Genomic DNA, 25931 nt, shown 5'->3' on the forward strand with positions numbered 1-25931 from the left:
CCGAGCCGCCCCTTACTGCTCGGTACATCAACCGAGCCTCCGAGGAGATCTGGCTGAACGGTCCCGACCGCGTCTTCGTCGCTCGCGGCGGACGGAGCGAACGGCTCGCGATCCGCATCACCGAGGCCGAGCTGCGCGATCTCGTCGAGCGCATGCTGCACAGCACGGGGCGGCGCGTCGACCTCGCTCAGCCGTTCGTGGACGCCTCTCTCCCGGACGGGTCGCGGCTGCACGTGGCGATCGCCGATACTGGTAGGTCCGATTGTTGAAGAGTGCACTTTTCGCGCCTTTTTCGTCGATGATGCGGAGGTTCACGCGCGAAGGGTGTTGGCGGCCATGCCTGAGCACGGTAGGTGAACATCCGGTGACAAAGCCATCGCGAACTCGCGGATTGATTCGATAGATGTCAATATAGAAGCATGTCGAATCAAGAAGTCGAACTGGTCATCGTCGGGTCCGGTCCCGCCGGATACACGGCGGCGGTCTACGCGGCGCGTGCGGGTCTCGCGCCGGTCGTGATCGCGGGCTCGGTGACCGCGGGCGGTGCGTTGATGACGACGACGGAGGTGGAGAACTTCCCGGGCTTCGTCGATGGCGTGCAGGGACCGGAGCTGATGGAGTCGATGCGGGCGCAGGCCGAGCGATTCGGCGCTCGGATCGTCTACGACGACGCGATCCGCCTCGAGCTCGACGGCGACGTGAAGACCATCGAGACCGGTGCCGGGGCGACGTACCGGGCGCGGGCGGTGGTCCTCACGATGGGTTCCGCGTACCGCAAGCTCGGCCTCTCCGAAGAAGAGCGGCTGTCGGGGCACGGAGTGTCCTGGTGCGCGACGTGCGACGGGTTCTTCTTCCGCGAGCAGGAGATCGTCGTGGTCGGCGGCGGGGACTCCGCGATGGAGGAGGCCCTGTTTCTCACCCGGTTCGCGTCGAAGGTGACCGTCGTGCACCGCCGGGACGAGTTCCGCGCGTCGAGGATCATGGCGCAGCGCGTGCTGGAGGACCCGAAGATCGAGGTCGCCTGGAACAGTGAGGTCGCTGCGATCCTCGGCGATGAGCAGGTCACCGGGCTCACGCTGCGCGACACCGTCACCGGGGCCGAGCGCACGCTCGACGCGACGGGGGTGTTCGTCGCGATCGGGCACGACCCGCGTTCCGAGCTCGTGACCGGGCAGGTCGACACCGACGCGGACGGGTATGTGCGGGTCGCGCACCCGTCGACGCGGACGAACCTGCCCGGGGTGTTCGCGGCCGGGGATCTCGTCGATCACACGTACCGGCAGGCGATCACCGCCGCGGGCACCGGCTGCGCGGCCGCGCAGGACGCCCAGCACTACCTGTCGAACCTCGAACCCACCACCGTTCCTGAGCTTGCTTTGGAGGTCTCCGCATGAGCATCGTCACTCCCGTCACCGACGCTACTTTCCGGGCTGAGGTGATCGAGTCCGAGCTACCCGTCGTGGTCGACATCTGGGCGACCTGGTGCGGCCCGTGCAAGGCGATCGCCCCGATCCTGGACCAGCTCGCCAGCGACTACGCGGGCCGGGTGAAGATCGTGAAGGTCGACGCCGACCAGAACCCCGAGACCGTGACCGCGGCCGGCGTGACCTCGATCCCCACCCTCGGGTTCTACCGGAACGGAGAGCGGGTGGACGTGCTGATCGGCGCGCACCCGAAACCCGTCTACGTCGCGAAGATCGAAGAGCTGCTCGCATGACCGACACCCTGACCCGCACCGCCCCGAAACGGCTCTCCACCCTCGACAAGTGGCTTCCGCTGTGGATCGGCTTCGCGATGGTCGCGGGCCTCTTGCTCGGTCGTTTCGTGCCCGCACTTTCTGACGCGCTCTCTGCGATGGAGGTCGGCGGGATCTCGATCCCGATCGGGCTGGGCCTGCTGGTGATGATGTACCCGGTGCTCGCGAAGGTCCGCTACGACAAGGTCGCCGCCGTCACGGGCGACAAGAAGCTCCTCGTCTCCTCGCTCGTGCTGAACTGGCTCGTGGGGCCCGCGGTGATGTTCGCGCTCGCGTGGATCTTCCTGCCCGACCTGCCGGAGTACCGGACCGGGCTGATCATCGTGGGTCTCGCGCGCTGCATCGCGATGGTCGTGATCTGGAACGATCTCGCGTGCGGTGACCGGGAGGCGACCGCGGTGCTGGTCGCGATCAACTCGGTCTTCCAGGTCGTGATGTTCTCGGTGCTGGGCTGGTTCTACCTGACCGTGCTGCCGGGCTGGCTGGGGCTGGATGCGCAGGGGCTGGAGATCTCGGTCTGGCAGATCGCCTTGAACGTGCTCGTGTTCCTCGGCATCCCGCTCGTCGCGGGCTTCGCGTCCCGGTTCATCGGCGAGAAGCGCAAGGGGCGCGACTGGTACGAGGAGAAGTTCCTCCCGAGGATCGGGCCGTGGGCGCTCTATGGGCTGCTGTTCACGATCGTGCTGCTGTTCGCCCTGCAGGGCGAACAGGTCACCTCCCACCCGATGGACGTCGCCAGGATCGCGCTGCCGCTGCTGGTCTACTTCGCACTGATGTGGTTCGCCGGCATCCTGCTGGGCAAGGCACTCGGTCTGGGCTACGCGCGCTCCACGACGCTCGCGTTCACCGCCGCGGGCAACAACTTCGAGCTCGCCATCGCGGTCGCGATCGGCACCTTCGGCGCGGCATCCGGCCAGGCCTTGGCCGGGGTCGTCGGCCCGCTCATCGAAGTGCCCGTGCTCGTGGGCCTGGTCTACGTCTCACTCTGGGCCGCGAAGGCCTGGTTCCACACCGATCCCTACGCCACCGAATCGAGGACGTCATGACCGACACGACCGTCATCTCTGACGCCGACGCGTGCGCACCGTCCACGGCGCACGCGATCGGCACCGAGGCCGCCACGACCGTGGCCGGGGCACTGAAAGCGCTCGCTGACCCGCTGCGGCTGCGGATGCTCTCCGCGATCGCGACCGACCCGCGCGGCGAGTCCTGCGTGTGCGACCTCGCGGACCTCGCCGAGGTGTCGCAGCCGACCGTTTCGCACCACTTGAAGGTGTTGAAGGAGACCGGGATGCTGCTGTCCGAGCGCCGCGGCACCTGGGTCTACTACCGCATCGCCCCGGGCAAACAGCGCGCCGTCGCAGCCCTCCTCGACGCGTTCGCTCCCGCCGCGGCCGTCACCGACGACCCCGAAGACACCGCGGCACGGACCGCGGCCCTGCAGCAGATGGACGCCCGAGTCACCAGGCTCGCGGAGGAGCTCGCGGACGAGCTGGCCGGGCTGAACCGGGACCTCGTGATCGCGATCGTGCGCGAGTCCTACGCCGGCCTGGTGCGTTCGGCGAAGCTGACGGCGCACATGATCCCGCTGACCGAGCGGTTCGCCCGGCAGCGCCTCGCCGACCTGACGCGGGACCGCTCGGCCGGGGTGCCGCAGGTGTTGTTCGTCTGCGTGCAGAACGCGGGCCGCTCCCAGCTCGCCGCCGCGATCGTCAACCAGCTCGCCGACGGCCGCGTCGTCGCACGCTCCGCAGGATCCGCCCCGGCGTCGGACGTGCACCCGCACGTGCGCTCGCTGCTCACCGAGATCGAGGGCGCGCAGGAGGCCGAGACGGCGTTCCCGAAGCCGCTCACCGACGACGCGGTGCGCGCCGCAGACGTGGTGGTCACGATGGGCTGCGGCGACGTCTGCCCGATCATCCCCGGCGTCCGCTATGAGGACTGGGCCGTGGGCGATCCTGCGCTGGCCTCGCCCGAGGGCGTCGAAGCGATCCGCCAGGACATCGAGGGCCGCGTCCGCGGCCTCCTCGCCACCCTCACCGACTGAAAGAAGCGAACAACCATGACCGACCAGAAGCCTTCCGTCCTCTTCGTCTGCGTCCACAACGCCGGCCGTTCCCAGATGGCCGCCGGCTATCTCCGCGAGTTGGCGGGCGACCGCGTCGAGGTCCGCTCCGCCGGGTCCATGCCCGCCGACCAGATCAACCCGGTCGCCGTCGAGGCGATGCGCGAGGAGGGCATCGACATCACCGCCGAACAGCCCAAGGTGCTCACCACCGAGGCCGTGCAGGCCTCCGACGTGGTGATCACGATGGGTTGCGGCGACGCTTGCCCGTTCTTCCCGGGCAAGCGGTACGAGGACTGGAAGCTCGACGACCCGGCGGGGCAGGGCATCGATGCGGTGCGCCCGATTCGCGACGACATCAAGGCCCGCGTCGAGACCCTCCTCGCCGAACTGCTCGTCTGAGGAGCTGCGAGCAGCGGAGGGGCAGAGGCCAATGGCCCTACCCCTCCGGTGTGTTTCCGGGTCCGCGAACTTTACGGCGAACACCGTTGTGCCGTGAGGTGTGACCCAGTGATCGCGTCACCGGTCGTTCTCGCTCTACCGGGATGCGCCTCGCATCGCTGCTTCGATCTGCTCCTGCGTGGGCGCTCCGGCGTACCCGCTTTCCGTCGCGTAGACCCGGCACGCCAGCGAGCGAACCGGGGCCGTCGGGAACAGGTCGACGTCGTCGAGGAGGATCGTGGGCGAGCCTCCGAACTGGGTGCTCGCCGCCTCGGCCTCGGTTCGGATCGTCACCAGCTCGACAGGAACGGCCCCGAGCCCGAGAGCATCCAGCGCCGCGCGTGCGTTGGCTTCGGCGATTGCCGTGTTCGGGCAGTCGACGATGTGCAGCAGTTCGACCTTCATGCGGTCGGCTCCTTCCGAGTCCGGGCGGCGCGCAGTCCGTTGAGGATGACGACGACCTCGGCGATCTCGTGCACCAGGACCACGGCGGCGAGGCCCAGGACGCCGAACAGGGCCAGCGGGAGCAGCGCGGTGATGATCAGCAGCGACAGGATGATGTTCTGGTTGATGATGTGCCGCCCCCGACGGGCGTGGTCGAACGCGCGCGGGAGAAGCCGCAGGTCGTGACCGGTGAAGGCCACGTCGGCCGACTCGATCGCGGCGTCGGAGCCCGTCGCGCCCATCGCGATACCGATGTCCGCGGCGGCCAGCGCAGGGGCGTCGTTGATGCCGTCGCCGATCATCGCGACCGGCCCCTTCGCACCGAACTCTGCGATCGCGGCGGCCTTGTCTTCGGGGCGCAGCTCGGCGCGGACGTCATCGATCCCTGCTTGCGCAGCGAGGGCGCGGGCGGTGCGGGCGTTGTCGCCGGTGAGCATGGTCACCCCGATGCCCTGGGTCGCGAGGGTGCGCACGACCTCGGGGACCTCCGGTCGCAGCTCGTCGCGGACGCCGATCGCGGCGACCGGGACGCCGTCGCGGTGGACGATCACGACCGTCATGCCTTGCTCCTCCAGCCCCGCGACCCGGTCGCCGAGCGTCCCGGCGTGCAGCCAGCGGGGACTGCCGACCGTGACCCGCGCGCCGTCGAGCTCGCCCTCGATGCCGTGACCGGCCTGCTCGGTCACGCCCTCCGCCGCAGGGGCATCCGGCACAGCGGCGGTGATCGCGGCCGCGAGCGGGTGGGTGCTGTGCTGCTCCAACGCGGCCGCCCACGCCAGCGCCTCCGCCTCGCTCACACCGTCTACGGTGAGGACGGCGGCGACGGCGGGCTCGTTGCGGGTGAGGGTGCCGGTCTTGTCGACGGCGACGTGACGGATCACGCCGAACCGCTCGAACGCGGCACCCGACTTGATGATCACGCCGAACTTGCTCGCCGAGCCGATCGCGGCCACCACAGTCAGCGGGACCGAGATCGCCAACGCGCACGGCGACGCCGCCACCAGCACCACGAGAGCGCGGGCGATCCACAGCTCCGGGTCGCCGAACAGCGACCCGATGATCGCGACCAGGGCGGCGAGGATCAGCACGCCCGGGACGAGGGGGCGGGCGATTCGGTCGGCGAGACGGGCGCGGTCGCCCTTCTCGGCCTGAGCCTTCTCCACCAGGTCGACGATCGTGGTCAGCGAGTTGTCGGTGCCGGCCGCGGTCGTCTCGACCTCCAGCGCCCCAGCGGTGTTGATCGCACCGGCTGAGACCGTGTCGCCGGGCTCGACCTCGACCGGGATCGACTCCCCGGTGATCGCGGAGGTGTCCAGGCTGGAGCGCCCCGTGCGGACGATGCCGTCGGTCGCGATCCGCTCGCCCGGCCGCACCAGCATCAGCTGCCCCACTTGGAGATCCTTCGCCGGGACCTCAACCGAGGTACCGTCGCGGCGGACGGTCGCGGTCTCCGGGACGAGCTTGAGCAGCGCCCGGAGCCCGCCGCGGGCGCGGTCCATGGCTTTGTCTTCCAGTGCCTCGGCGATCGAGTACAGGAACGCCAGCGCTGCGGCCTCCTCGACATAGCCGAGGATCACCGCACCGACCGCGCTGATCGTCATCAGCAGCCCGATGCCGAGCTTACCCTTGAACAGCTTCCGAATCGCGCCCGGGGTGAACGTCGATGCACCCAGCAGCAGGCCGATCCAGAACAACACCAAGGCCGGGATCTCCATCCCAGACCACTCCAGGACCAGGCCAGTGAGGAAGGCGATGCCGGAGAAGACCGGGACCATGATCCCGCGGTCCCGCCACCAGGGGTGTTCCGCCTCCTCAGCCTCTTCGCTGATGGTGGTCTCGAGCTCGTCGTGCTCGCAGCCGCACGCCGCGCTCACTCGCTCGCTCCCATCCCGCAGCAGCCCGGCACCGTGCACGCCGCGTCCATGCAGGGCGCGTGCTCGTCTACCGCGAGAGTCACGTCCACCAACGCGGTCAGCGCCGCCGCCAGGTGCGGGTCCGCGATCTCGTAGCGCGTCTGCCTCCCCTCGGGCTCAGCGACCACGATCCCGCAGTCGCGCAAGCAGGTCAGGTGGTTCGAGACGTTCGAGCGGGTCAGTTTCAGCTCGCGCGAGAGCACGGCGGGATAGCTCGGGCCGGCGAGCAGGGTCATCAGGATCCGGGAACGCGTCGGGTCCGCCATCGCCCGGCCGAGCCGGTTCATGACGTCAAGACGCGAAGCAATAGTCAGCACACACTGACTATACAGCCAGCACTGACATGAACCGAATGGGTAGTGAACCTACGAGGCCGAACCCACGCCGAGCTGGATGAGCTGCGGGGCCGGCGCGCAACACGATTCCGTGCTGGCAGACTCGTCCGGCGCGTCGAAGAGGCCGGAGCCTCCGCACACGCCGGTGTCCGGCAGAGCGAGCTCCACGCGCTCGGCGGCCTCGTGGTCCCCGGCGATCGCGGCGACGACGCTGCGCACCTGCTCGAACCCGGTCAGAGCGAGGAACGTCGGCGCACGCCCGTAGGACTTCGCACCGACGATGTAGAAGCCCGACTCGGGCTGGGCGAGATCAGCAGCGCCCGTGGCCCGCACGGAGCCGCACGAGTGCACGTTCGGATCAACCTCCGCAGCGATCTTCGACGGGGCCTGCAGGCGCATGTCGAGGTCGAGACGGATCTCCGAGAGGAAGGACAAGTCTGGGCGGAAGCCGGTCGCGACGAACACCCGAGCGGCAGGGTCGAGCCGGCGGCCGTCCTCCGCGATGAGCACCGCCTGACCGCCATCGATGACGACCTGCTCCGTGCGGAATCCAGTGACGAGATCGACGAGCCCGTCCTCGACGGCCTTCTTCGCCCGCTGTCCCAGCGCGCCGCGCTCGGGCAGCTCGTCGGCGCTGCCGCCGCCGAAGGTGTTGCCGACCGCGCCGCGCCGGAGCACCCAGGTGATCCGCGTCCCCGGCTCGCGCTTGGCCACGCGAGAGAGCGTACCGATCGTCGTCGCGGCGGAGTGGCCGTTGCCGACCACCACGATGTGCTGGCCAGCCAGCGCGGTCGCGTCCTCGATCGCGGGCATGCGATGCTCCAGGAGCTCCGCATCGACTGCAGCGCGTTCCCCGAGCGCGGGCAGCCCGTCAGCTCCGGCAGGGCTCGGAGTGCGCCAGGTGCCCGAAGCGTCGATCACCGCACGCGCTTCGATCCGCTCCTCGGTGCCGTCCGCGCGCTCGACGTGGACGACGAAGGGCTGCTCGGCGCGGCCGGCGTCGACGGAGAGGTCGCGGCCCTCCCGGCCGACGCCGACGACCCGCGTCCCGTAGCGCACGCGGTCGCCGAGCACATTGCTGAGGGGCGCGAGGTACCGCTCGATCCACTGCGCGCCGGTCGGGTAGCCCTGCGTCGGGGCCGACCATCCAGTCGGCTCCAGCAGACGTCGCGACGCGGGGTCGGTGAGCTCCGTCCACGGCGAGAACAAGCGCACGTGGCCCCATTCGGCCACTGCCGAAGCGGCGGCGTCGCCGGACTCCAGGACGAGCGGTTCGAGCCCCCGCTCGATCAGATGGGCTGCGGCGGCCAGTCCCTGCGGACCAGCACCGATGACGACGACAGGGTTCACTGCGACCTCCATGCATTGACGTTCTTCGATGTGAGACAAGACGATCCTGACGCTCATATCGACGGATGTCAATACGTCGGGCAGAATAGAGCCATGAACGCACTGCCCGTCACCATCGACACCAGCGCCGACTCCTGCTGCACCCCCGGCCAGGCGATGGACGACGGCACCGCCCACGACCTCGCGAAGGTCTTCAAGGCCCTCGGCGACCCGACGCGGGTGAAGCTGCTCTCGATGATCGTCGGGAGCAGCGCCGGCGAGATGTGCGTCTGCGACCTCACCGACCCCGTGGGCCTGTCGCAGCCGACGATCTCCCACCACATGAAGCTGCTCGTCGAGGCCGGCCTCGTCACGCGCGAGCAGCGCGGGAAATGGGCGTACTACCAGCCGACCACCGGCACGCTCGCCGACGCGGCGAAGGCGCTGCTGGGCTGAGCTTCGTTGTCAGGCGGACGCCGAACGGATCTTTGGGTAGTCGGACCAGTCCCCACTGGCGAGGCGCGACCACGCGGCGGCCGACGCCGGCGTTATGCCGAGCAAGTCGGACACGATCCGCGGGTGCATCTGCCGGGTGAGTTCGATGAGGGCGGTCGTCCGGGCGCTTCCGGAGCGGAGCCCTTCGGCGCGGAGGCGGCGACTGATCGGCCCCGGGGTGAGATGGAGCCCCGGGTTTCTGCCGGGGAATAGCCATCCTTCGGGATGGCGCATCGACGCGTCGACCAGGTCGATGATCGCGTCTCCGAGAATCTTGGGGAGCTCGATAGGTTCCGCCCCGATAGTGAGCTTCACGGGCTGGGAGGTCGCGTCGACCTGATCGCGGGTGAGGGTGATGATGCGGGTGAGCTGGATGCCGTAGAGGAGAACGAGCAGGCCCGCAGCACGGGTCTTCGAGTCCATGTCCGAATCGGTGAGGAATCGACGGGCCATCTGCCATCGATGGTCGGACTCGTAGTGCCGGCCCTCGAGGCGACTCGGCCGGAACTCGACGCGTAGGGTGCTCAACTGGTGGCGTCGCAACCAGCGGGTGAATGGTGCCAACGCGTCCCGCTGACTCGGGGAGTCCGTGAGGAACGCGTCGAGGCGGCGTTGGGGGAAGGTGGCGAGCGTCTCGCGCTGCGATCGGATTTCGTGCAGGAGCGCGGCACAGTACCTGAGCGCTGCGCGTTGCCGTTGGAAGCCAGCCGCAGGGCTCGACGGGCCGCGAGACACCGCCCGGAATGCGCGCGTCGAACGGAGCAACTCCCAGGTGCAGTACCGGCGCAGGACAAGCCGGTCTTCGGCGTGCCCAACCTCCGATAGCCAGTTCTCGAGCCAGTGGTCGAAGCGCGCGGCCTCGACGTCAAGCTCCGGCAGTACGCCGGAGCGAACCAGCAGCGAAAGGAGGAATGCCACGGACTGCCCCGACTGGGCTCTGGTCATGATCGCGTCGGCGGCGAGAGGCAGGGTCCCCTCGGCGAGTTCGCGGAGCACGGCGGCACATTTGCTCTTGTGCTGCCACCGCTCCAGAGAATTCGCCTTGCCATGGTGCGTGAGCAGGTAGTCAGCAAGAGGCTGAAGCTCCGGGCGGATATCGCCGGTCTCGTCGCCGAGGAGTCGTTGGATGGTGATCGGTCGGCGGCACTCGGCACAGAGGCGATGCTTGCGCACTTCTTCGATCGAACCGCAGCCGGGACACGCCATCGTGATCGGCGTGCCGGCGCAATCCGCGCAGACCTTCTGGTCGTTCATGAACCCGGTGAGGAACACCTTGCGCCCGCATTCAGGGCAGGGTTGCGGCGTGCGCATCGCGTAGTAGCAGCGGGCGCAGACGCGTCGCCCGTCGAGATGGGATGCGACCCGGCCGGGCTCTCCGCAGAGCCCGCAGGTCTTGACTGGCGCGGTGTAACAGGCCAGGCAGACGAGCTCGGGGCGACGGACGACGATGGTCGCGTGCTGACCGCACCGGGAGCAATGGTCGAAGGAACGGGGATCAGCACGCCAGCATTCACGGCAGTACCGCTTCCCGTCGATGGTGCGCTGCACCGGCCTCACCTGGCCGCAGGTCGCGCATGCGACGGATCTGGCGTTCCGTTCGCAGCGGGAGCAGCGACGTCCGCCGCTCGGCGTCTTGTGCGGCATGCGGACAGCACGGCCGCACGACTCGCACGTCGGCAGGACAACCCGACTCGCGCCCTCGGCGACGAGCGCGTGCGCAAGGTCCTGAACCGTCACAGGCACATTCGCGTGACGTCCTTCGAGAACTCCGGGTTGCTTGAGGAGAGCGAGCTCGAGCAGGCGTTGCGTGAGCGGCACCGGAGCGACCGTGCTCACGATCTCAACGAGACGTTCCGTCGGGATCTCGATCGCGACCCACTGGATGAGCATCACGACCTCTGCGACACGCGGCTCCTGCGGCGGCTTGGCCACGACGGTCTACTTGGTGCGTGGACGGCGGATGGTGGCGCGAACGGGCCTGAGATCGCCGATCGACCCGCGAGTCGCTTCTTCGCCCACGGCGATCGGGGCCGCGGCCTCGCGGCGGGTGATCGTCACAAGATCGTCGAGGGAGCACTCCAGCGCGTCGCAGAGTGCGGCGAGGACGTCGAGACGCACCCGTTGCGGCGGTTGCGTCACCAGCCGATAGACCTGCTCTCGGGAGAGGCCGATGCCGCGCTCCTCAAGCAGAGGTCTCAGCTTGGAGGTCTGGAAGATGCCGCGTGACGCCATCACGCTGCGCAGGTTCCATCCGGTCTCAAGTTCAACGGTCATTCCGCTTCTCCTTCGATGAGGGCCTTCAATGCCTCTGCAAGCACCCGGTTCTTGTAGTCCGAACTGACGGAGGCGTAGATCGACGTCGTCGACGCGTGCATGTGCCCGACCTGCTCCTGCACGAATCGCTCGGCGTAGCCGAACTCGAGCAGGTGCGTGACGTAGGAATGCCGGAGGCTGTGCAGCGTCAGATCCTTCGACAGGCCGGCCTCGTCCCGCAGTTCCGCGAACCTCCGGTCGAGATAGCCGGCGGACAGGCGGGTGCGTCGCTCGGTCACCCAGAGCGCGTCGAGGTCGTCACCGGGCGCAAACCGTTCCCGGGCCTGTTCGAGCCACTGCTGCATGCCCGGCACCCACCAGTCGAACTCCGGCACCAGCAGCACTGTGCGACGACGAGGAGCGCCGCCGCCAGCCGCCTTCGCCCACCGCACGTGGATCGCACCGTAGCGTCCCCATTGGCGCATCTTGGCGTTGTGGTGCAGGTCGACGGTGTCGAGCATCACCACCTCGGTGCGGCGCAGCCCGAACGCGTAGACCGTCTTCAGCAGCTGCGCGTCCCGCAGCGCCCCGAGCGCGCCTTTTCGTCCCGAGCTCACGAGCAACTCAACCCGGGCGTCAGCGGTGTCGAACAGGCGCTCCAGCTCGTCGTAGGTGAACGGCCGGCGCTTTCCGTCGCCCTCGAACTCGAACCGATGCGCGACCGTGTTCCATGGCAAGCACACCTGCGACGGGATCTCGCCGAACTCCCGTTCGCAGATCTCCATCCAGTCGTACAACGGATTCGTCAGGTAGTCGCAGAACCCGCGGATTGCGCCATGGTGGTGACGCAGAGTGGACAGCGCCAGCCTGCGATCGGTGGCTTCCCTTGTGAACTCGTCAACGTCAGCGACCGTCCACTTCCACGGCGGCTTGTCCGCGAACTCCCGGAAGCGGGCCACCGTCGCCACGCGGTTCTGGATGGTCTGCTCACGGAGCCCTCGCGACAGCTGCTGATTCCGCCAGCCGTCCATCATCGCGTCGAAGACCTGCTGCTCCGGGTTCGCCAAAGCGACGTTCGACGCCGAGGTGAGCAGTCGAAGTGCGGCTGGAGAGCTCCCAAAATCTTGCATTAGATGCAACAAAGTATGGGATAGTGCATCACCGAGTCAAGTCGGATCTTGGGAGGCGCGTGATCTCGCTGTTAGGGTCAGAGCGGACCAGCCCGACCGAGACCAATAGTCCTCGTTTGCAAGTGTCAACAGTTGCATTCGCTGCAACATGCGAGGGTTCGTCGTCCGCGGCTCGTGGGCGGTCAACATCCGCAAGTTCCTTCCCCGATACCGGTCCCTGGCCACCCTGGTCGCTCATGGCACGATGCCTGCGGACGCGGCGACGCTGCTTTCCCGGACGATGCGCGAGGGCGGCAGCGTCATCGTCTCCGGCCCGACGCACGCCGGCAAGACGACACTGCTCGCCGCGCTGCTCGCGGAGTGCGGCGAGCAGCGGATCATCACGGCTGAGGAGACGTTCGAGCTCGGCGTCGACGCCGCCGATCTTGTTGCGCTGCAGGGACGTCAGGCGAGCCTGGAGGGGGCCGGCGAGATCACCCTCCGGCGACTGGTCAAGGAGGCGCTGCGGATGCGCCCCGACCGTCTCGTGATCGGAGAGGTCAGGGACGCGGAGGCGCTCGACCTGGTCCTCGCGCTGAACACCGGCGTTCCGGGAGCAGCGACGGTGCATGCCAACTCCGCCGCCGACGCGCTGGAGAAGCTCTCGATGCTCCCGCTGTTGGCGGGACGCAACATCGATCGAGGGTTCATCGCTCCGGCGCTCGCCGCCGCCGTGTCTCTCGTCGTGCACTGTGAGAGAGCGGCAGACGGGCGCAGGCGCGTGGCCGAGATCGTCCGACCGGAGGGCCTCACGGAGGACGGGAGGATCCGAGTGCACGCGTTGTATCGTGCCGGGGACGGGAGTCGGTCGTGACGGTGCTGCTCGGCGCGGTGCTCGCGGCCGGACTCGTCCTCGTCGTCTCGCCGTGGCTCTGGCCTGTGCGTGTCGGGGAGCGACGCTCGCTCGCCGACGGGCCGCTCACTCGACTCCTGCGGGAGGCCGGGGTCGAGATCACACCGCATGCGGTGCTGGCCGGCGCCGTCGGGGCCGGGATCATGGCCGCATCCCTCGCCTGGCTCGTGACCGGCTCGGGGGCGTTCGCGATCGTGCTGGCGGTCTTGGGCGCGGTGGCGCCGTTCGCATATCTGCGTGCGCGGCGGCTCCGCCTCCTGCGCCTCCGGCGTGGCCTCTGGCCCGACGTGTGCGACCTGCTCGTCGCCTCCATCCGGGTCGGAGTCTCGCTTCCGGACGCGGTCGCGGCGCTCGCCGAGTCGGCGCCCACCCCGCTGCGTGCCGGCTTTGCCGGTTTCGCGCGAGACCTCCACTCGACGGGACGCTTCGATGCGGCGGCGGCTCGGCTGAAGGAGCGCTTCGCAGACCCTGTCGCCGATCGGATCCTGGAGTCGCTCCGGATGGCACGCGAGGTCGGGGGCACAGAGCTGACCACGGTGCTGCGCGCTCTCTCCGCTTCTGTCCGTGCCGAAGCGGCGCTCCGCGCGGAGGTCGAGGCGCGGCAGTCCTGGATCCGAGGGGCGGCCGTGCTCGGCGCGATCGCACCATGGGTGATCCTCTGCCTCCTGCTCCTCCGTCCCGAGGGCGCCGAGGCATACGGGACGCCGGCGGGAGCGGCAGTGATCCTGGGCGGCGCGCTCGTGTCGATCCTCGCGTTCCGCATGATGATCCGGATCGGACGCCTTCCGGAGCCTCGACGGTGGTTCCGATGAACGCGGTGACCTCGGCGGCGATCGCGATATTGCTCGGCGGTGCCCTCGCGGGTGGGCTGCTGCTCTGCCTCGCGGCTCTGCCACGCTGGCGCGCCGCGCCGCTCGTCGTCCGGATCGCCCCGTACCTCCGCGACGTCGCCGATCTCCCCGAGGCGCGCGCTGCACAGTCCTCTGCCCGTCGTGGCATCGGAGATCTGCTGCTCCGTGCGGCGAGTCTGTCCGACCGTGGCGATGCCGCCCTTGTCGTCCGGCTCGCGCAGGCGGGGATCCGGCAACCACCGACCTCCTTCCGTGCCCGTCGTCTTGCATGGATGCTCGGTGGTCTCGCGGCCGGATCGGCGATCACCATCGTGCTCGCCTTCGCCGGCCGGATGAGCATCCCCGCGCTCCTGCTGCCCGTGATCTGCTCGCTGGCGGCAGGCCTCGCCAGCGATGCCAGGCTCGCCACCCGTGCGCACGCCCGGGTCAGCCGTCTGAGGGAGGAGATGCCGACGGTGCTCGAGTTCCTCGCCCTGTCTCTCTCGGCGGGGGAGGCGCTCCCCGACGCGCTACGGCGGGTGGGGGCGGTGGGTTCAGGGGAACTGAGCGGAGAGCTCCGCGACGTGATCCTGGCCGTCCGCACGGGATCCGGGCTGGCCGATGCGCTGAGCGACTGCGCGCGTCGTCTGCAGATCCCCGCTTTCGCCCGTGCCGTCGACCAGATCGTCGCCGCACTCGAACGGGGGGCGCCGCTCGCCGCCGTCCTTCAGGCGCAGGCCGCGGACGCACGGGAGAACACCAAGAGAGGGCTCATCGAGAGGGCGGGACGCAAGGAGATCTACATGCTCCTTCCCCTCGTCTTCCTCATCCTGCCGCTGAGCGTGATCTTCGCGGTCTTCCCGGGGGTCTTCGTCCTCCGGCTTGGCATCGGATGACGGTGCCGTCAACGTCTCACGACATCTGCTTCGCGAAAGGAAAAATCCATGAGGGTCAACAGAACGACGATGAACGTCTCGCCTGGCACGCGGGACGTCGCCGATCTCTCGCCGTGCATCGGCGACGATCCGGAGCGTGGCGACGTGCCGGGGTGGGTGCTCATCACGCTGATGACCGCGGGACTCGTGGTCCTGATCTGGGCGGTCGCCGGCCCTGCGCTCACCGCGCTGTTCGAACAGGCGATCGCCAAGGTCGGAGGACTCTGAGGGTGCTCCTCCGCGCCCGTCCGCTCCCCGCTGCGCTCCTCGGACGGCGAGAGCGAGCCTCGTCACAGACTGAGCGAGGTTCCGCTCCGGTCGAGTTCCTGCTCGTCGGGACGGTGCTCACGGCTCTCACGCTCGCGGTGCTCCAGCTCGGCTTCGTCGTCTACATACGCAACATCGTGCACGATGCCGCCGTCGAGGGCGCTCAGGTCGCCGCGCTCGCTGACGCGCGGGAGGGCGACGGCGTCGCACGGACGAAGGAGGCCGTCGCGCGGGCGGTCGGGGAGGGGTTCGTCGAGGACGCGTCCGTCATCGAGACGTCCTCTCTGGGAGTGCCGACGATGGAGATGAGAGTCAGGGCCGTCCTGCCGGTCGTCGGCCTCATCGGGATCCCCGCGAGTCTGGAGGTGAGCGGGCGTGCGCCGAAGGAGTCCTTCGAACCGGACCGCTGATCGGTTCGCCTGGCGGACGGAGCGGCACGACGAGGCAGGCTCGGCGTCGCTCGAGTTCGTGCTGGCTGGCGTGATCCTTCTCGTCCCCCTCGCGTATCTCGTCCTCACGCTGGGCGCCGTGCAGGACCACCTGCTGGGCGTCCAGTCGGCCGCGCGGAGCACAGCGCGCGTGGTGAGCATCGCGGTCGCCCCCGATGAGGCGGAGCGACGGGCCGCGCTGACGATCGCCGCCGCTGTCGCGGAGTACGGGCTGGACGAGGCGTCGGTCGAGACCGAGGTGCGATGCATCCCCGCGTCCCTCGTGTGCCCTGCGCCGGGTGCGCTCGTTGTCGTGACGGTGTCGGCGCGGGTGGCGCTCCCTGCTGTGCCCGCGGTTCTCGGCCTCGAGCGGCTCGGTGCGATCCCCGTCTCGGCCTCCGCGGCGTACCGGGTCCCGAGGACGGGCGGCGCGGGATGACGATCATCGGATCGCGTCGACGGCAGAAACGACGAGGGACACCTCGCCGATCAGTCGTCTTCCCGCCACCAGCCGCCGCGGGGGAGCGGGGCGAGGAGAGCGGCTCGACCCTGCCGCTGATCCTCGGGTACATGCTGCTCGCGTTGTCGGTCGTTTACGTCTGCGTCTGCGCGACCGATCTCTATCTCGCGCAGAAACGGCTGGACGCGGTGGCGGATGCCGCGGCGCTTGCCGGAGCGGACGGCTATCTGCTGACGCTCGACGGCGCAGAGGGCGCCGGCGTTCGGACGACGTTGACGGACGAGGCGGTCCTGGAGCTTGCGGAGCCCATCGTCGGCGCGCTGGACCAGCGTGTGCTCCTTGTGGCCGCAACGGCGCCCGATGGTGTCTCGTCCCGAGTGACGGTGCGCACGACCTGGACTCCGCCGCTGCTGAGCGCGTTCGTCCGCGATACGGTCACGATCGAGGCGACCGCGACCAGTCGCACGGCTCTGCGCTGATCGCGAGTGAGGCGCCCGACGAGAGATCGCCGCGGTCTCCTGAGGCGCCGCGTCACGCTGTCCCGCCGACGTGGTGCCGGTGGGGAGATGCTCCGGACGGGTGGCGAGGGGCGCTGTGCGCCGGGATGGGTGAGCCTGCGTCCTCGGCCCTGCCCACCCCGACGCGGTCCTCTATCACCTGTTGCGACGGTGTCGAAGGAGGGTGAGGGTGCCGAGCGTGAGGAAGACCACAGCGAGGCCCGCCGCCGCTATGAGCGGGACCGCGTCCGCCCCCGTCACCGCGAGGGCGGGAATGGCCACCGGCTTCGACGTCGGAGTCGCAGTCGGCGTGGGCGTCGGCGAAGGCGCCGGAGGGATGCGCAGCGCGGTCTCCGCGACGGATGGCTCCGAAGCGATCGTCCCGTGGGCGGAGACGGCTGCGGCCGTCGCCGTGTTGGTCAGCATCCCCACGGCGGCGTCGGCGGGGACCGTGGTGTAGGTCGCGGTGCAGGTGATCGTCTCGCCCGGGGCGAGTGCCGTGGCGGGGCACGTCGGGACCGGGTCGGCGCCGTTCCCGTTGAACGCGTCCTCGGCGATGGCGAGGCTCGTCAGCGGCATGTTGCCGGTGTTGGTGACCATGAAGGAATAGACCACCTTCTGCCCGATCTCGTCGACGGCGTCCCGATCGGCGGTCTTGACGAGCCCGAGCGACGGACGAGGAGAGTCGACCGGGGTTCTCGTCGTGGACGGCGGGGAGACGACGACCGCCCCGCCCGGCCCGGAACCGCTGGCGGTGGCGGTGTTCTCCACCCGGCCGGCTCTCTCGTCGGCGGCAGTGATCGTGTAGGGAGCGGCCGTCGCGCACGTCTGACGCTCGCCGGGGTTCAGCACGGTCGCGGGGCAGGTCACGGTGCCCGCCTTCGGGTCGTCGACGACGATGCCGGTCAGCGGCGTGTTGCCGGTGTTCGTCACCGTGAAGGTGTAGGAGACGGTGTCTCCGGCGTCGGCGAGGCCGTCGCCATCCACGTCGACCGGCGTGCCGGCGTGCTTCACGAGCCCGATCCCGGGAGCGGTGACGGTGAGGGTGGCGTCCGCGGGCGGGTTCAGACCCGTCAGCGTCATGTTCCCCGGCCCGTTGGTGTAGGTGCCCGCGGAGGTCGCGGTCACGGCGACCGAGACCGTGCACGACGGCGCGCCGTCGCCGAGGTCCCCCTGGACCGTGATCGTGTCCGAGCCGGTGGCTGCCGTCACGGCGCCGCCGCAGGTCGTGGAGGTACCGGCGGGGCTCGCGACCGTCAGTCCTGCGGGAAGCCGATCCGTGAAGGACCATCCGCGCTTGGCGGCGAGCTCTGCGGTGTTCGCCACGGTGAAGGTCAGGGTGCTTGCCTGGCCCGGCGCCACCGAGGTCGGCGAGAACGACTTGTCCACCTGAGGGGAGACGTCCAGCACCCGCACGTTGTCGAACGCCGCGTCGTTGCCCATGTAGGCGCCATTCGCGTTCTGGATACGGAGCCCCAGGCTCGCCCCGCGGAACAGGACGGCCTCGTTCAGGGTGTACGTCCCGACCCTGACCGCCGTCGGAGCGAGCACTCCGACGGCGGGGGCAGTGACGATCTTGGTCGACGTGCAGGCGTCGACGACGTTGCCGATCCTCGTCGCGCTGCCGTTCTCGTCCAAGAAGGAGAACAGATAGCGAGGACCGGAGTTCTGGCAGTTCACCGCCGCCGCGTCGATGCTGAAGGTCAGGAAGCGCCCAGACCCCGAGGCGAGCGGGATGTTGCTCGCGGTCTGGAGCTCGGTCGTGTTGGCTCCGGGATCTCGGGTGTCGGTGTAGGCGGTGACCGCGTGATTGGCGGAGGGTGTCGCCGCACCGCTCTGGACTCCCAGTGCGTAGGCGAGCTGGTTCAGGTAGGAGACGGCCGTCTGGTTGGCGCAGTTGCCGACGGCGGCCGTCGGCATGTCGAAGCTCCGGATCTGGCCGTTGCAGTCGACCTGCCAGACGCCGTCTGCGGTATACCGTTGTCCGGATCGGCCGGCGTAGGCGGTCAGATCCAGGGGAGTCTGACCCACGCCGTTCTCGAAGTCCTCGGCGAACACCGCCGTGCCGGGCTGCGGGGAGCCCGGTGTCCCTGGCGCGGCGTTCGCCGGCGCGGCGACCAGCGTGGTCGCCGTCACCGCCGACGCTGTCAGGCACAGGGCGCCGAGGAGCGCGAGCGCTCCGTATCCCACCGGGGAGCCGACTCGTCGCGGGCGATGGTCATCGAGTTTCACAGCGGCGTTCCTTCGATCCGTCGGTCTGGTCTGAGCAGGGGCATCACGGCCCCGCCCTGGTCGGCACCCCGGCGCGCATCGAGGCAGGAGGCTGCTGCGAGCGCGCGGGCGACCTCTCCCATTGATGCCGTGTTCTGCGGCGTCGTTCAGGGCGTACGGACGAGTTGGTGAGATTCGTTCTCTGACGGGGGGACTTTCTCGCCCCGACGCGGTCAGTCCGCCCTGCGGGGCACGAAACGGGGGATCCAGCGGAGGAACCCGAGCGCGCCGACGAGACCGAGGACGCCGAGGGTGCCGGTCGCGACCGCGAGGGAGGAGAGCGCGGCGACGCCGGAGAAGAGCAGGGGCGCCGCAGCGCCGCCGGCGTCCGTGAGGGTTCGCCAGGAGCCGAGGAACGCCGCCGGCTCGTCCTGCGGGGCGACGTCGGCGCCGAGGGTGAGGAGGATGCCGCTGGACAGGCCGTTGCCGACCCCCAGCACCGCCGCGATCATGCCGAACCACAGCACCGCCGTCTGGCCCTCGTGCGTGAACGAGAGGATGAGGAACCCGGAGCCCATAAGCAGCATCGCAGGGAGGGCGGCCCACAGACGACCGAAGCGGTCCATCACCTGACCGCTCGCATAGAAGAGAGCGAAGTCGATCGCCCCGGAGACGCCGACGACGAGGGCGATGCTCGACGCGTCGAGGCCGATCGACACGCCCCACAGGGGGAGGATGACCTGACGGGCTGACCGGACGGCGGAGAGGCTCGCCGCGGCGAGCCCGAGCCGTGAAAGCACTCCGCGGTGGTGCCACATCGTGCGGAGCACCCCCGCGCGCTCGTGCGCCGGGATCGAGCCCGTCACCGGCTCGCCCGAGTCCTCGACCGATGCGGACACCGCTCCGGAGGACCCCCGGCCCGACGTCCGTGCCGCATCGGCCTCGGGGTCGGGGCCCAGCAGCACGAGCAGGATGAGTCCGAGCAGACAGATCGCGAAGAACCACAGGGTCGCCAGCGGTGTGCCGAAGACGCCGAGCAGCGCGGCGGCGAGGAAAGGCCCGACGAACATGCCGAGGCGGAAGGAGCCGCCGAGGAACGACAGCGCCCGCGCCCGGAAGGCCAGAGGCACGCGCGTGGTCATGAAGGCATGCCGGGCCAGGCCGAAGGCCGCGGCCGACATCCCGATCACGAACACCGCGGCCGTGAACAGCGCCAGGCTGGGGGCGAGCGCGCTCGCGACGGCGCCGAGCAGGGAGACCCCGCCCGCGATCACCATCGTGTAGCGCTCGCCGATCCGCGACACGAGCCAGCCGGCGGGAAGGTTGCCGCAGAGCTGGCCGACGACGATCGCCGAGGCGATCAGCGCCGCGGCGGCGATGTCGGCGCCGCGTCCGGAGGCGATCACGGGGATGAGGGGGAGTACCGCGCCTTCGCCGACGGAGAACAGCAGTGTCGGGAGGTACACCATCGGGCCGAACCGCCAGAGGACGGAGGCGGCGCGGTCGGTCATGCCTTCACGCTACTCCGGCCCGTCCTGGCGAGCCCGCGGCCCGGGACGTCGGACGGACGGATCGGAGGGGATAGTCTGGGACTGCCATGCTCGAACTCGATCTCTCCGCCGACATCGCGGCCCTCCGACAGACCTTCGGCGACATCCGGGAGGTCGTGGACGTCGACGGCCTCCGCGCCGACATCGCCCGGCTCAGCGAGGAGGCAGGCGCTCCCGGCCTCTGGGACGACCCGGAGACGGCGCAGAAGGTGACCAGCGCCCTCAGCCACAGGCAGGCCGAGCTCAAACGCGTCACCGAGATCGAGCAGCGCCTCGACGACCTCGAGGTGCTCGTCGACCTCGCCAACGAGATGGAGGACGAGGACTCGGCGGCCGAGGCCAGGTCCGAGCTCGCCGCCCTCACCGAGGTGATCAACCAGCTCGAGGTGCAGACGCTCCTGGACGGCGAGTACGACGGGCGCGCGGCGATCATCACGATCCGCTCCGGCGCTGGCGGCGACGACGCCACCGACTTCGCCGAGATGCTGCTGCGCATGTACCTGCGGTGGGCCGAGCAGCACAAGTACCCGGTCAAGGTCATGGACACGTCCTACGCCGAGGGTGCGGGGATCAAGTCGGCGACCTTCGAGGTCGACGCGCCCTACGCGTTCGGCACCCTCTCGGTCGAGGCGGGGACCCATCGCCTGGCGCGGATCAGCCCCTTCGGATCGGCCGACAAGCGTCAGACCTCCTTCGCGGCGGTTGAGGTGATCCCGCTCATGGAGGAGGCGACCGAGGTCGACATCCCCGAGGGCGACATCCGTGTCGACGTCTTCCGTTCCTCGGGTCCCGGCGGCCAGTCCGTGAACACGACCGACTCGGCCGTGCGCATCACCCACCTCCCGACCGGCATCGTCGTGTCGATGCAGAACGAGAAGTCTCAGATCCAGAACCGCGCGGCGGCCATGCGCGTGCTCCAGACCCGGCTCCTCCTGCTGCAGAAGGAGGAGGAGGCTGCGAAGAAGAAGGAGCTCGCGGGGAACATCACCGCGAGCTGGGGCGACCAGATGCGCTCCTACTTCCTCTATGGTCAGCAGCTGGTCAAGGACCTGCGGACCGGGTACGAGTCGGGAAACCCCGCGACGGTGTTCGACGGTGACCTCGACGGCTTCATCTCGGCGGGGATCCGCTGGCGCAAGCGCAAGGACGAGGACTGACCTCGCCGGCACGCAGGGGTTCCCGCATGCGGGGTGTCGCACCGGGGACGAGGACGGCCCCCGCTTAGGCTCATTAGGCCATGATCCGATTCGAGAGTGTCACCAAGCGCTATCGCGGGACCAAGCGTCCTGCGCTCAGCGGCGTCGACTTCGAAGTGCAGCGAGGCGAGTTCGTCTTCCTCGTCGGAGCCTCGGGATCGGGGAAGTCCTCCTGCCTGCAGCTCATCCTGCGCGAGGAGACGCCCACATCGGGCCGCATCGCCGTGCTCGGCCGCGACCTGCGCACGATCGCCAACCGCAAGGTCCCCTACTTCCGGCGCAACATCGGCTCGGTGTTCCAGGACTTTCGTCTGCTCCCGTCCAAGACCGTGTTCCAGAACGTCGCCTTCACGCTGCAGGTGACCGGGTCCTCCCGCGGGTTCATCCAGCAGGCCGTCCCGGAGGCGCTGGCCCTCGTCGGCCTCGCCGGCAAGGAGAAGCGTCTCCCGCACGAGCTCTCCGGCGGTGAGCAGCAGCGCGTCGCGATCGCCAGGGCGATCGTCAACCGGCCGCAGATCGTGCTCGCAGACGAGCCGACGGGCAACCTCGATCCTGCGACGTCCGTCGACATCATGCAGCTGCTCGCTCGGATCAACGCCGGCGGGACCACGGTCCTCATGGCCACGCACGAGGCCGCGTTCGTGGACCAGATGCAGCGCCGCGTGATCGAGCTCCGCGATGGCGAGATGGTGCGCGACGAGGCGGGCGGCGGTTATGGCGACCGCTCGAACGTCCCTGTCCTCGAGCCCGAGGCTGTCAAGGGCGCCGCCGCGACAGCCGCGCTCACGGCCGTGCTCGAGGTGCAGCGTCAGACGACGGCGGAGAACGCCACGGGCGCGGTGCCGGCCCCGGCCGAGCAGGCTCCTCCTGCCGCACAGACGGGGGGCGACGAGCAGACCGCGACGACGGGGCAGGCGACTCCGGCCCCGGAACGCGCGAACCCGATCACGCTCCCGCCGGTGGATGTCGCCGAGCTCGGCGTCGCCGATCGGCTGGGGCTCGATACCGGCAACGACGAGGAAGTGGGTCCGACGTCATGAGGATCGGACTCATCCTCTCCGAGGCCTTCACCGGCCTCCGCCGCAACGCATCGATGGTCATCTCCGTCGTCCTCGTCACCTTCGTCTCCCTCACCTTCGTCGGTGCCGCGATCCTCATGCAGGCGCAGATCGGGACGATGCGCGCGTTCTGGGAGGACCGAGCGCAGATCGCGGTCTACATGTGCTCCTCCGTCTCGTCGAACGAGGGCTGCATCGACGGCGTGGCGAGCCAGGACCAGATCGACGCCGTCCGGCAGGAGCTCGAGGGGTCGACCCTCAAACCGCTCATCGCCGATCTGAAGTTCGAGTCGCAGGACGAGGCGTACGAGAAGACGATCGAGCTCTTCGGTGGCGACTACGCCAACCTCATCTCCGCCGATCAGGCCAACGCCGTGTTCTGGATCAACCTCGAGGACCAGACCAGGGCGGACGTGATCAAAGAGGCGTTCCAGGGTGTGAAGGGTGTCGAGGAGGTCAAAGACCAGCTCGAGTACCTCGATCCGCTCTTCACCGCGCTGACGGTCGCCACCTACATCGCGGTGGGCATCGCGGTGCTCATGCTCATCGCCGCGGTCCTGCTGATCGGCACGACCATCCGTCTGTCCGCTTACGCCAGACGTCGGGAGATCGGGATCATGCGCCTCGTCGGCGCCTCGAACAGGTTCATCCAGACCCCGTTCGTCCTGGAGGGCGTGTTCGCCGCCGTGATCGGCTCTGTGCTCGCCAGCGCCGCGGTGGTGCTGGGAGTGCAGTTCGGGGTGCAGGAGTATCTTTCTCGCCGCGTCTCGTTCATCACGTCGTGGATCACCGTTCAGGACGCGCTCCTGGTCGTGCCCGTCCTCATCGGGATCGGCGTCGTGCTCGCAGCCCTGTCGGCAGGGTTCGCGATCCGCCGCTGGCTGCGGGCCTGATCGTCGCGAAGCGGGAGCGACCCGGCGTGTTGCTACACTGATGGGCTGCCCTCGTCGCGATCCGCGCGCGGGCGACCACGCCGGATCACAGACGCACAGGAGAGAGCCATGCCCAGGGAACGCGGGGAGAAGGTCGTCGCGACCAATCGTCGCGCACGTCACGACTACACGCTCGAGAAGTCGTACGAGGCGGGGCTGGTGCTCACCGGGACCGAAGTGAAGTCGTTGCGCCAGGGACGGGCGAACCTCACCGACGGATACGCTTACGTCAAGGGTGGCGAGGCGTTCCTCGACGCCGTGCACATCCCCGAGTACTCGCAGGGACACTGGACCAACCACTCGGCCAAGCGCGTGCGCAAGCTTCTCCTGCACAAGGAGGAGATCGCCAAGCTTCAGCATGCGGTCTCCGCTGGTGGCTACACCCTCGTGCCGTTGCGTCTCTACTTCTCGGACGGCCGTGCGAAGGTCGAGATCGCTCTCGCCAAGGGCAAGCGGGAATATGACAAGCGGCAGGCTCTCCGCGAGCGGCAGGACTCGCGCGAGGCCGAGCGGGCCATGCGCCTGCGCAACCGCCTCGGCGAGTAGCCGCGCGTCGTCCGGCGCGGACGCGTCGGCTCAGCCGCCCAGGTCGGGCGAGAAGCCGAAGACCCGCCCGAGGAAGCGGAGCTCGGTCTCGGCGGCATGCATGATGGTCTCGGCCTGACGGAAGCCGTGCCCCTCGCCGGGATAGAGCACGTACTCGTGCGGGACGCCCCGTGCGGCCAGGCCGTCTCGGATCGCCTCGGACTGCGCCGGCGGCACGACCGCGTCGTCCTCGCCCTGGAGGATGAGGACGGGAACGTCGATCCGGTCCGCGTGCGTGAGGGGAGAGCGCTCGAGGTACGTCGCCTCGGCCTGTGGCAGCGGGCCGATGAGACCGTCGAGGTAATGGCGTTCGAAGTCGTGCGTGTCGGCGGCGAGCAGGCGTGCGTCCGCGACGCCGTACCGGTCGATGCCGGCGGCGAAGACGCCACCGCGCACAAGCGCGCCGAGCACGGTCCACCCTCCCGCGGAGCCTCCGCGGATCGCGATCCGCCCGGGGTCCGCGACTCCGGACTCCGCGAGCCCGCGCGCGGCCGTGAGCACGTCGTCGACGTCCACGACGCCCCACTGGCCGGCGAGGCGCTCGCGGTAGTCGCGTCCGTACCCGGTCGATCCGCCGTAGTTGACCTCCAGGACGCCGATGCCGCGACTGGTCAGGTACGCGATCCACAGGGCGACCGCGCCGGCGACGTGGTCGGTCGGTCCGCCGTGCACGGAGACGACGTAGGGCGGAAGCTCATCCGCCGGGGCGATCGTGGTGGGGTTGGCCGGCGGATGGTCGAAGGCGTGCACGGGCCCGTGCCGGCCCTCGAAGGTCACGGGCCGGGCAGGGGGCACCCATGCCGTGTCGACATGATCGCCCCCGCGCACGGGCTCGGCACGCGCGCTGTCGAGACCGATCAGCCAGAGTCCTGGCGTGACGGCGCCTCCCTGGCCCGAGACGAGGGCGTGGATCTCGTCCCCGCTCTCCCACACATCCTCGATGCCGAGGCTCGCGTCGATCGGGATCTCGAGAGCACGGGCGGTGCCGTCGCGCGCGATCACGACGAGCTCGTCGGACCCGTTCGTCCGGACGGCGAGGATGCGACCGTCCGGGAGCGGACGGTACCAGCGCTGTCCGAGCACCCAGAGACCGCCGCCGGTGTCGGCGTCGGCCGGGGCGATCGTCGTGCTCTCTCCGATGGGGCGGAGACCTTCGAGCTCGGCTCGTCGCAGGTTCCAGCGTCCGCCGGGGTCGTCGGCGAAGAGCAGGGTGCGATCGTCGATCCACTCCGGTTGCAGGGCGGCGCGTGCGGACACGTCGATCACCTGGTCGTCACTCCCGAACACCCGCAGTCGAGCGGCCTCCCAGGGCATCCGGGTCCCGCCCCACTCCACGACGGCGACCCTCGTCCCGTCCGGGGAGAGCGCCGGGTGGGCCCAGAAGGAGTCACCACGGACGATCCATCCCAGAGCCGCATCGTCGTCGGCGGCGGAGCCGTCCAGCGGGATCTCGACGACCGCCCGTTCGTGCGGCTGAGGGCGGAGGTCCTCTCGGATGGCGAAGAGGCGGCCGTGCTGGAGTGAGAGCCCGCCATAGCGCGCGCCTTCGGAGGTCAGCGGATCCGGATCGGTCGCCCCCGGAGCGAGCCGGCGGACGCGCTGGTCGCCGCCGTCGACGAAGAGGAGGGCGCCGTCCCTGTCGACCGTCCACGCGCCGCCGCCATACTCATGGACACGGGAGCGTGCGCTCCACGGCGCGGGGAGCACGTCGACGATCTCCCCTGCAGCGCCACGGCGGCGGACGCTGGTCCGTCCTCGTTCGGCGGGGACCGACTCGCCCCACCACGCCTCTCCGGCCACGAAACGGGCTCCGTCGAGGCGGACGCCCCCGGAGGCGAGGTTCGCGGCGGACAAGGGCGAGGGCCAGGAGCCGTAGGGGGCAGACATGTCTCGAGCCTAACCAGCGGGCGCTGACACACGGCGTCACAC

General features: G+C 69.6%; 27 protein-coding genes and 1 pseudogene. 18 read left to right on the forward strand and 10 right to left on the reverse strand.

Going from position 1 to position 25931, the window contains the following annotated elements; all coding sequences use genetic code 11:
• Positions 1–41 precede the first annotated feature (41 nt).
• The 6 genes and pseudogenes from ACP15J_RS09205 to ACP15J_RS09230 form a co-directional block, all read left to right on the forward strand.
• Positions 42–257: pseudogene (locus ACP15J_RS09205) on the forward strand (CpaF family protein); the annotation flags it as partial.
• Between the two features lie 162 nt (positions 258–419).
• On the forward strand, positions 420–1394 hold the full coding sequence (trxB, locus tag ACP15J_RS09210) for a thioredoxin-disulfide reductase (protein WP_098408603.1): 975 nt from the start codon (positions 420–422) through the stop codon (positions 1392–1394).
• The gene (trxA, locus tag ACP15J_RS09215; RefSeq protein WP_144882514.1) at positions 1391–1717 is read left to right on the forward strand and encodes a thioredoxin; all 327 of its coding nucleotides are present in this window, start codon (positions 1391–1393) and stop codon (positions 1715–1717) included. The genes trxB and trxA overlap by 4 nt, the downstream gene beginning before the upstream one ends.
• A complete protein-coding gene (arsB, locus tag ACP15J_RS09220) occupies positions 1714–2802 on the forward strand; it encodes an ACR3 family arsenite efflux transporter (protein ID WP_144882515.1) in 1089 nt (362 codons plus the stop codon). The genes trxA and arsB overlap by 4 nt, the downstream gene beginning before the upstream one ends.
• Entirely contained in the window at positions 2799–3803 is a 1005-nt protein-coding gene (locus ACP15J_RS09225) for a metalloregulator ArsR/SmtB family transcription factor (RefSeq protein WP_144882516.1), read from the forward strand. The genes arsB and ACP15J_RS09225 overlap by 4 nt, the downstream gene beginning before the upstream one ends.
• Positions 3804–3818: 15 nt before the next feature.
• Entirely contained in the window at positions 3819–4223 is a 405-nt protein-coding gene (locus tag ACP15J_RS09230) for an arsenate reductase ArsC (RefSeq protein WP_098408599.1), read from the forward strand.
• Positions 4224–4358: 135 nt separating this feature from the next.
• Here ACP15J_RS09230 and ACP15J_RS09235 read toward each other — a convergent pair whose 3' ends face one another.
• Genes ACP15J_RS09235 through ACP15J_RS09250 form a run of 4 tightly spaced genes read right to left on the reverse strand, consistent with a single transcriptional unit; the run spans position 4359 to position 8316 of the window.
• Entirely contained in the window at positions 4359–4667 is a 309-nt protein-coding gene (locus ACP15J_RS09235) for a hypothetical protein (protein WP_098408598.1), read from the reverse strand.
• Complete coding sequence (locus tag ACP15J_RS09240) at positions 4664–6580, reverse strand: heavy metal translocating P-type ATPase (RefSeq protein ID WP_374459344.1); 1917 nt, start codon at positions 6578–6580, stop codon at positions 4664–4666. The genes ACP15J_RS09235 and ACP15J_RS09240 overlap by 4 nt, the downstream gene beginning before the upstream one ends.
• A complete protein-coding gene (gene cmtR, locus ACP15J_RS09245) occupies positions 6577–6936 on the reverse strand; it encodes a Cd(II)/Pb(II)-sensing metalloregulatory transcriptional regulator CmtR (RefSeq protein ID WP_144882518.1) in 360 nt (119 codons plus the stop codon). The genes ACP15J_RS09240 and cmtR overlap by 4 nt, the downstream gene beginning before the upstream one ends.
• Before the next feature lie 48 nt (positions 6937–6984).
• Positions 6985–8316 (reverse strand): NAD(P)-binding domain-containing protein, encoded by a 1332-nt coding sequence (locus tag ACP15J_RS09250; RefSeq protein WP_424936702.1) that lies wholly within the window; start codon positions 8314–8316, stop codon positions 6985–6987.
• Positions 8317–8397: 81 nt separating this feature from the next.
• On the opposite strand from ACP15J_RS09250, the gene ACP15J_RS09255 reads away from it, so the two are divergent.
• Positions 8398–8739 carry an ArsR/SmtB family transcription factor gene (locus ACP15J_RS09255; RefSeq protein WP_098408594.1) on the forward strand — a complete coding sequence of 114 codons (342 nt, stop codon included), beginning with the start codon at positions 8398–8400 and terminating at the stop codon, positions 8737–8739.
• Positions 8740–8748: 9 nt separating this feature from the next.
• Here the strand turns inward: ACP15J_RS09255 and ACP15J_RS09260 are convergent, their stop codons facing one another.
• From ACP15J_RS09260 to ACP15J_RS09270, 3 genes are all read right to left on the reverse strand, one after another.
• Complete coding sequence (locus ACP15J_RS09260; RefSeq protein ID WP_424936703.1) at positions 8749–10326, reverse strand: hypothetical protein; 1578 nt, start codon at positions 10324–10326, stop codon at positions 8749–8751.
• A gap of 390 nt (positions 10327–10716) precedes the next feature.
• Complete coding sequence (locus ACP15J_RS09265; protein ID WP_098408593.1) at positions 10717–11052, reverse strand: helix-turn-helix domain-containing protein; 336 nt, start codon at positions 11050–11052, stop codon at positions 10717–10719.
• Positions 11049–12098: a tyrosine-type recombinase/integrase gene (locus ACP15J_RS09270; RefSeq protein ID WP_424936704.1), complete on the reverse strand. Its 1050-nt coding sequence runs from the start codon at positions 12096–12098 to the stop codon at positions 11049–11051. The genes ACP15J_RS09265 and ACP15J_RS09270 overlap by 4 nt, the downstream gene beginning before the upstream one ends.
• Before the next feature lie 211 nt (positions 12099–12309).
• On the opposite strand from ACP15J_RS09270, the gene ACP15J_RS09275 reads away from it, so the two are divergent.
• The 7 genes from ACP15J_RS09275 to ACP15J_RS09305 all read left to right on the forward strand — a co-directional run bounded on the left by ACP15J_RS09275 (position 12310) and on the right by ACP15J_RS09305 (position 16452).
• Entirely contained in the window at positions 12310–13014 is a 705-nt protein-coding gene (locus ACP15J_RS09275) for a CpaF family protein (protein ID WP_424936705.1), read from the forward strand.
• On the forward strand, positions 13011–13865 hold the full coding sequence (locus ACP15J_RS09280) for a type II secretion system F family protein (RefSeq protein ID WP_424936706.1): 855 nt from the start codon (positions 13011–13013) through the stop codon (positions 13863–13865). The genes ACP15J_RS09275 and ACP15J_RS09280 overlap by 4 nt, the downstream gene beginning before the upstream one ends.
• A complete protein-coding gene (locus ACP15J_RS09285; RefSeq protein WP_424936707.1) occupies positions 13862–14779 on the forward strand; it encodes a type II secretion system F family protein in 918 nt (305 codons plus the stop codon). The genes ACP15J_RS09280 and ACP15J_RS09285 overlap by 4 nt, the downstream gene beginning before the upstream one ends.
• A 69-nt stretch (positions 14780–14848) precedes the next feature.
• Entirely contained in the window at positions 14849–15046 is a 198-nt protein-coding gene (locus tag ACP15J_RS09290) for a hypothetical protein (protein WP_424980924.1), read from the forward strand.
• Positions 15047–15048: 2 nt separating this feature from the next.
• Positions 15049–15495 (forward strand): TadE/TadG family type IV pilus assembly protein, encoded by a 447-nt coding sequence (locus ACP15J_RS09295; RefSeq protein ID WP_424936709.1) that lies wholly within the window; start codon positions 15049–15051, stop codon positions 15493–15495.
• Complete coding sequence (locus tag ACP15J_RS09300) at positions 15461–15952, forward strand: hypothetical protein (protein ID WP_424936710.1); 492 nt, start codon at positions 15461–15463, stop codon at positions 15950–15952. Before ACP15J_RS09295 ends, ACP15J_RS09300 begins: the two co-directional genes overlap by 35 nt.
• Positions 15949–16452, forward strand: coding sequence for a pilus assembly protein TadG-related protein (locus tag ACP15J_RS09305; RefSeq protein WP_424936711.1), 504 nt, complete (start codon positions 15949–15951; stop codon positions 16450–16452). The genes ACP15J_RS09300 and ACP15J_RS09305 overlap by 4 nt, the downstream gene beginning before the upstream one ends.
• A 174-nt stretch (positions 16453–16626) precedes the next feature.
• On the opposite strand, the gene ACP15J_RS09310 is transcribed toward ACP15J_RS09305, so the two are convergent.
• Positions 16627–18702 carry a DUF7507 domain-containing protein gene (locus ACP15J_RS09310; RefSeq protein WP_424936712.1) on the reverse strand — a complete coding sequence of 692 codons (2076 nt, stop codon included), beginning with the start codon at positions 18700–18702 and terminating at the stop codon, positions 16627–16629.
• 212 nt (positions 18703–18914) lie between these two features.
• Positions 18915–20192: an MFS transporter gene (locus ACP15J_RS09315; protein WP_424936713.1), complete on the reverse strand. Its 1278-nt coding sequence runs from the start codon at positions 20190–20192 to the stop codon at positions 18915–18917.
• Positions 20193–20278: 86 nt separating this feature from the next.
• Here ACP15J_RS09315 and prfB point away from each other — a divergent pair, with 86 nt between their 5' ends.
• From prfB to smpB, 4 genes are all read left to right on the forward strand, one after another.
• On the forward strand, positions 20279–21388 hold the full coding sequence (gene prfB / locus ACP15J_RS09320; RefSeq protein WP_424936714.1) for a peptide chain release factor 2: 1110 nt from the start codon (positions 20279–20281) through the stop codon (positions 21386–21388).
• Between the two features lie 80 nt (positions 21389–21468).
• Positions 21469–22467: a cell division ATP-binding protein FtsE gene (gene ftsE / locus ACP15J_RS09325; protein ID WP_424980906.1), complete on the forward strand. Its 999-nt coding sequence runs from the start codon at positions 21469–21471 to the stop codon at positions 22465–22467.
• Positions 22464–23378 (forward strand): permease-like cell division protein FtsX, encoded by a 915-nt coding sequence (gene ftsX / locus ACP15J_RS09330; RefSeq protein ID WP_424936715.1) that lies wholly within the window; start codon positions 22464–22466, stop codon positions 23376–23378. The genes ftsE and ftsX overlap by 4 nt, the downstream gene beginning before the upstream one ends.
• A 108-nt stretch (positions 23379–23486) precedes the next feature.
• On the forward strand, positions 23487–23963 hold the full coding sequence (smpB, locus tag ACP15J_RS09335; RefSeq protein WP_424936716.1) for an SsrA-binding protein SmpB: 477 nt from the start codon (positions 23487–23489) through the stop codon (positions 23961–23963).
• A 30-nt stretch (positions 23964–23993) separates the two neighbouring features.
• Here the strand turns inward: smpB and ACP15J_RS09340 are convergent, their stop codons facing one another.
• Positions 23994–25889 (reverse strand): S9 family peptidase, encoded by a 1896-nt coding sequence (locus ACP15J_RS09340; protein ID WP_424936717.1) that lies wholly within the window; start codon positions 25887–25889, stop codon positions 23994–23996.
• Positions 25890–25931 lie beyond the last annotated feature (42 nt).

The sequence above is a fragment of the Microbacterium sp. S308A+ genome, assembly GCF_049800815.1.
Taxonomy (GTDB): Bacteria; Actinomycetota; Actinomycetes; order Actinomycetales; family Microbacteriaceae; genus Microbacterium.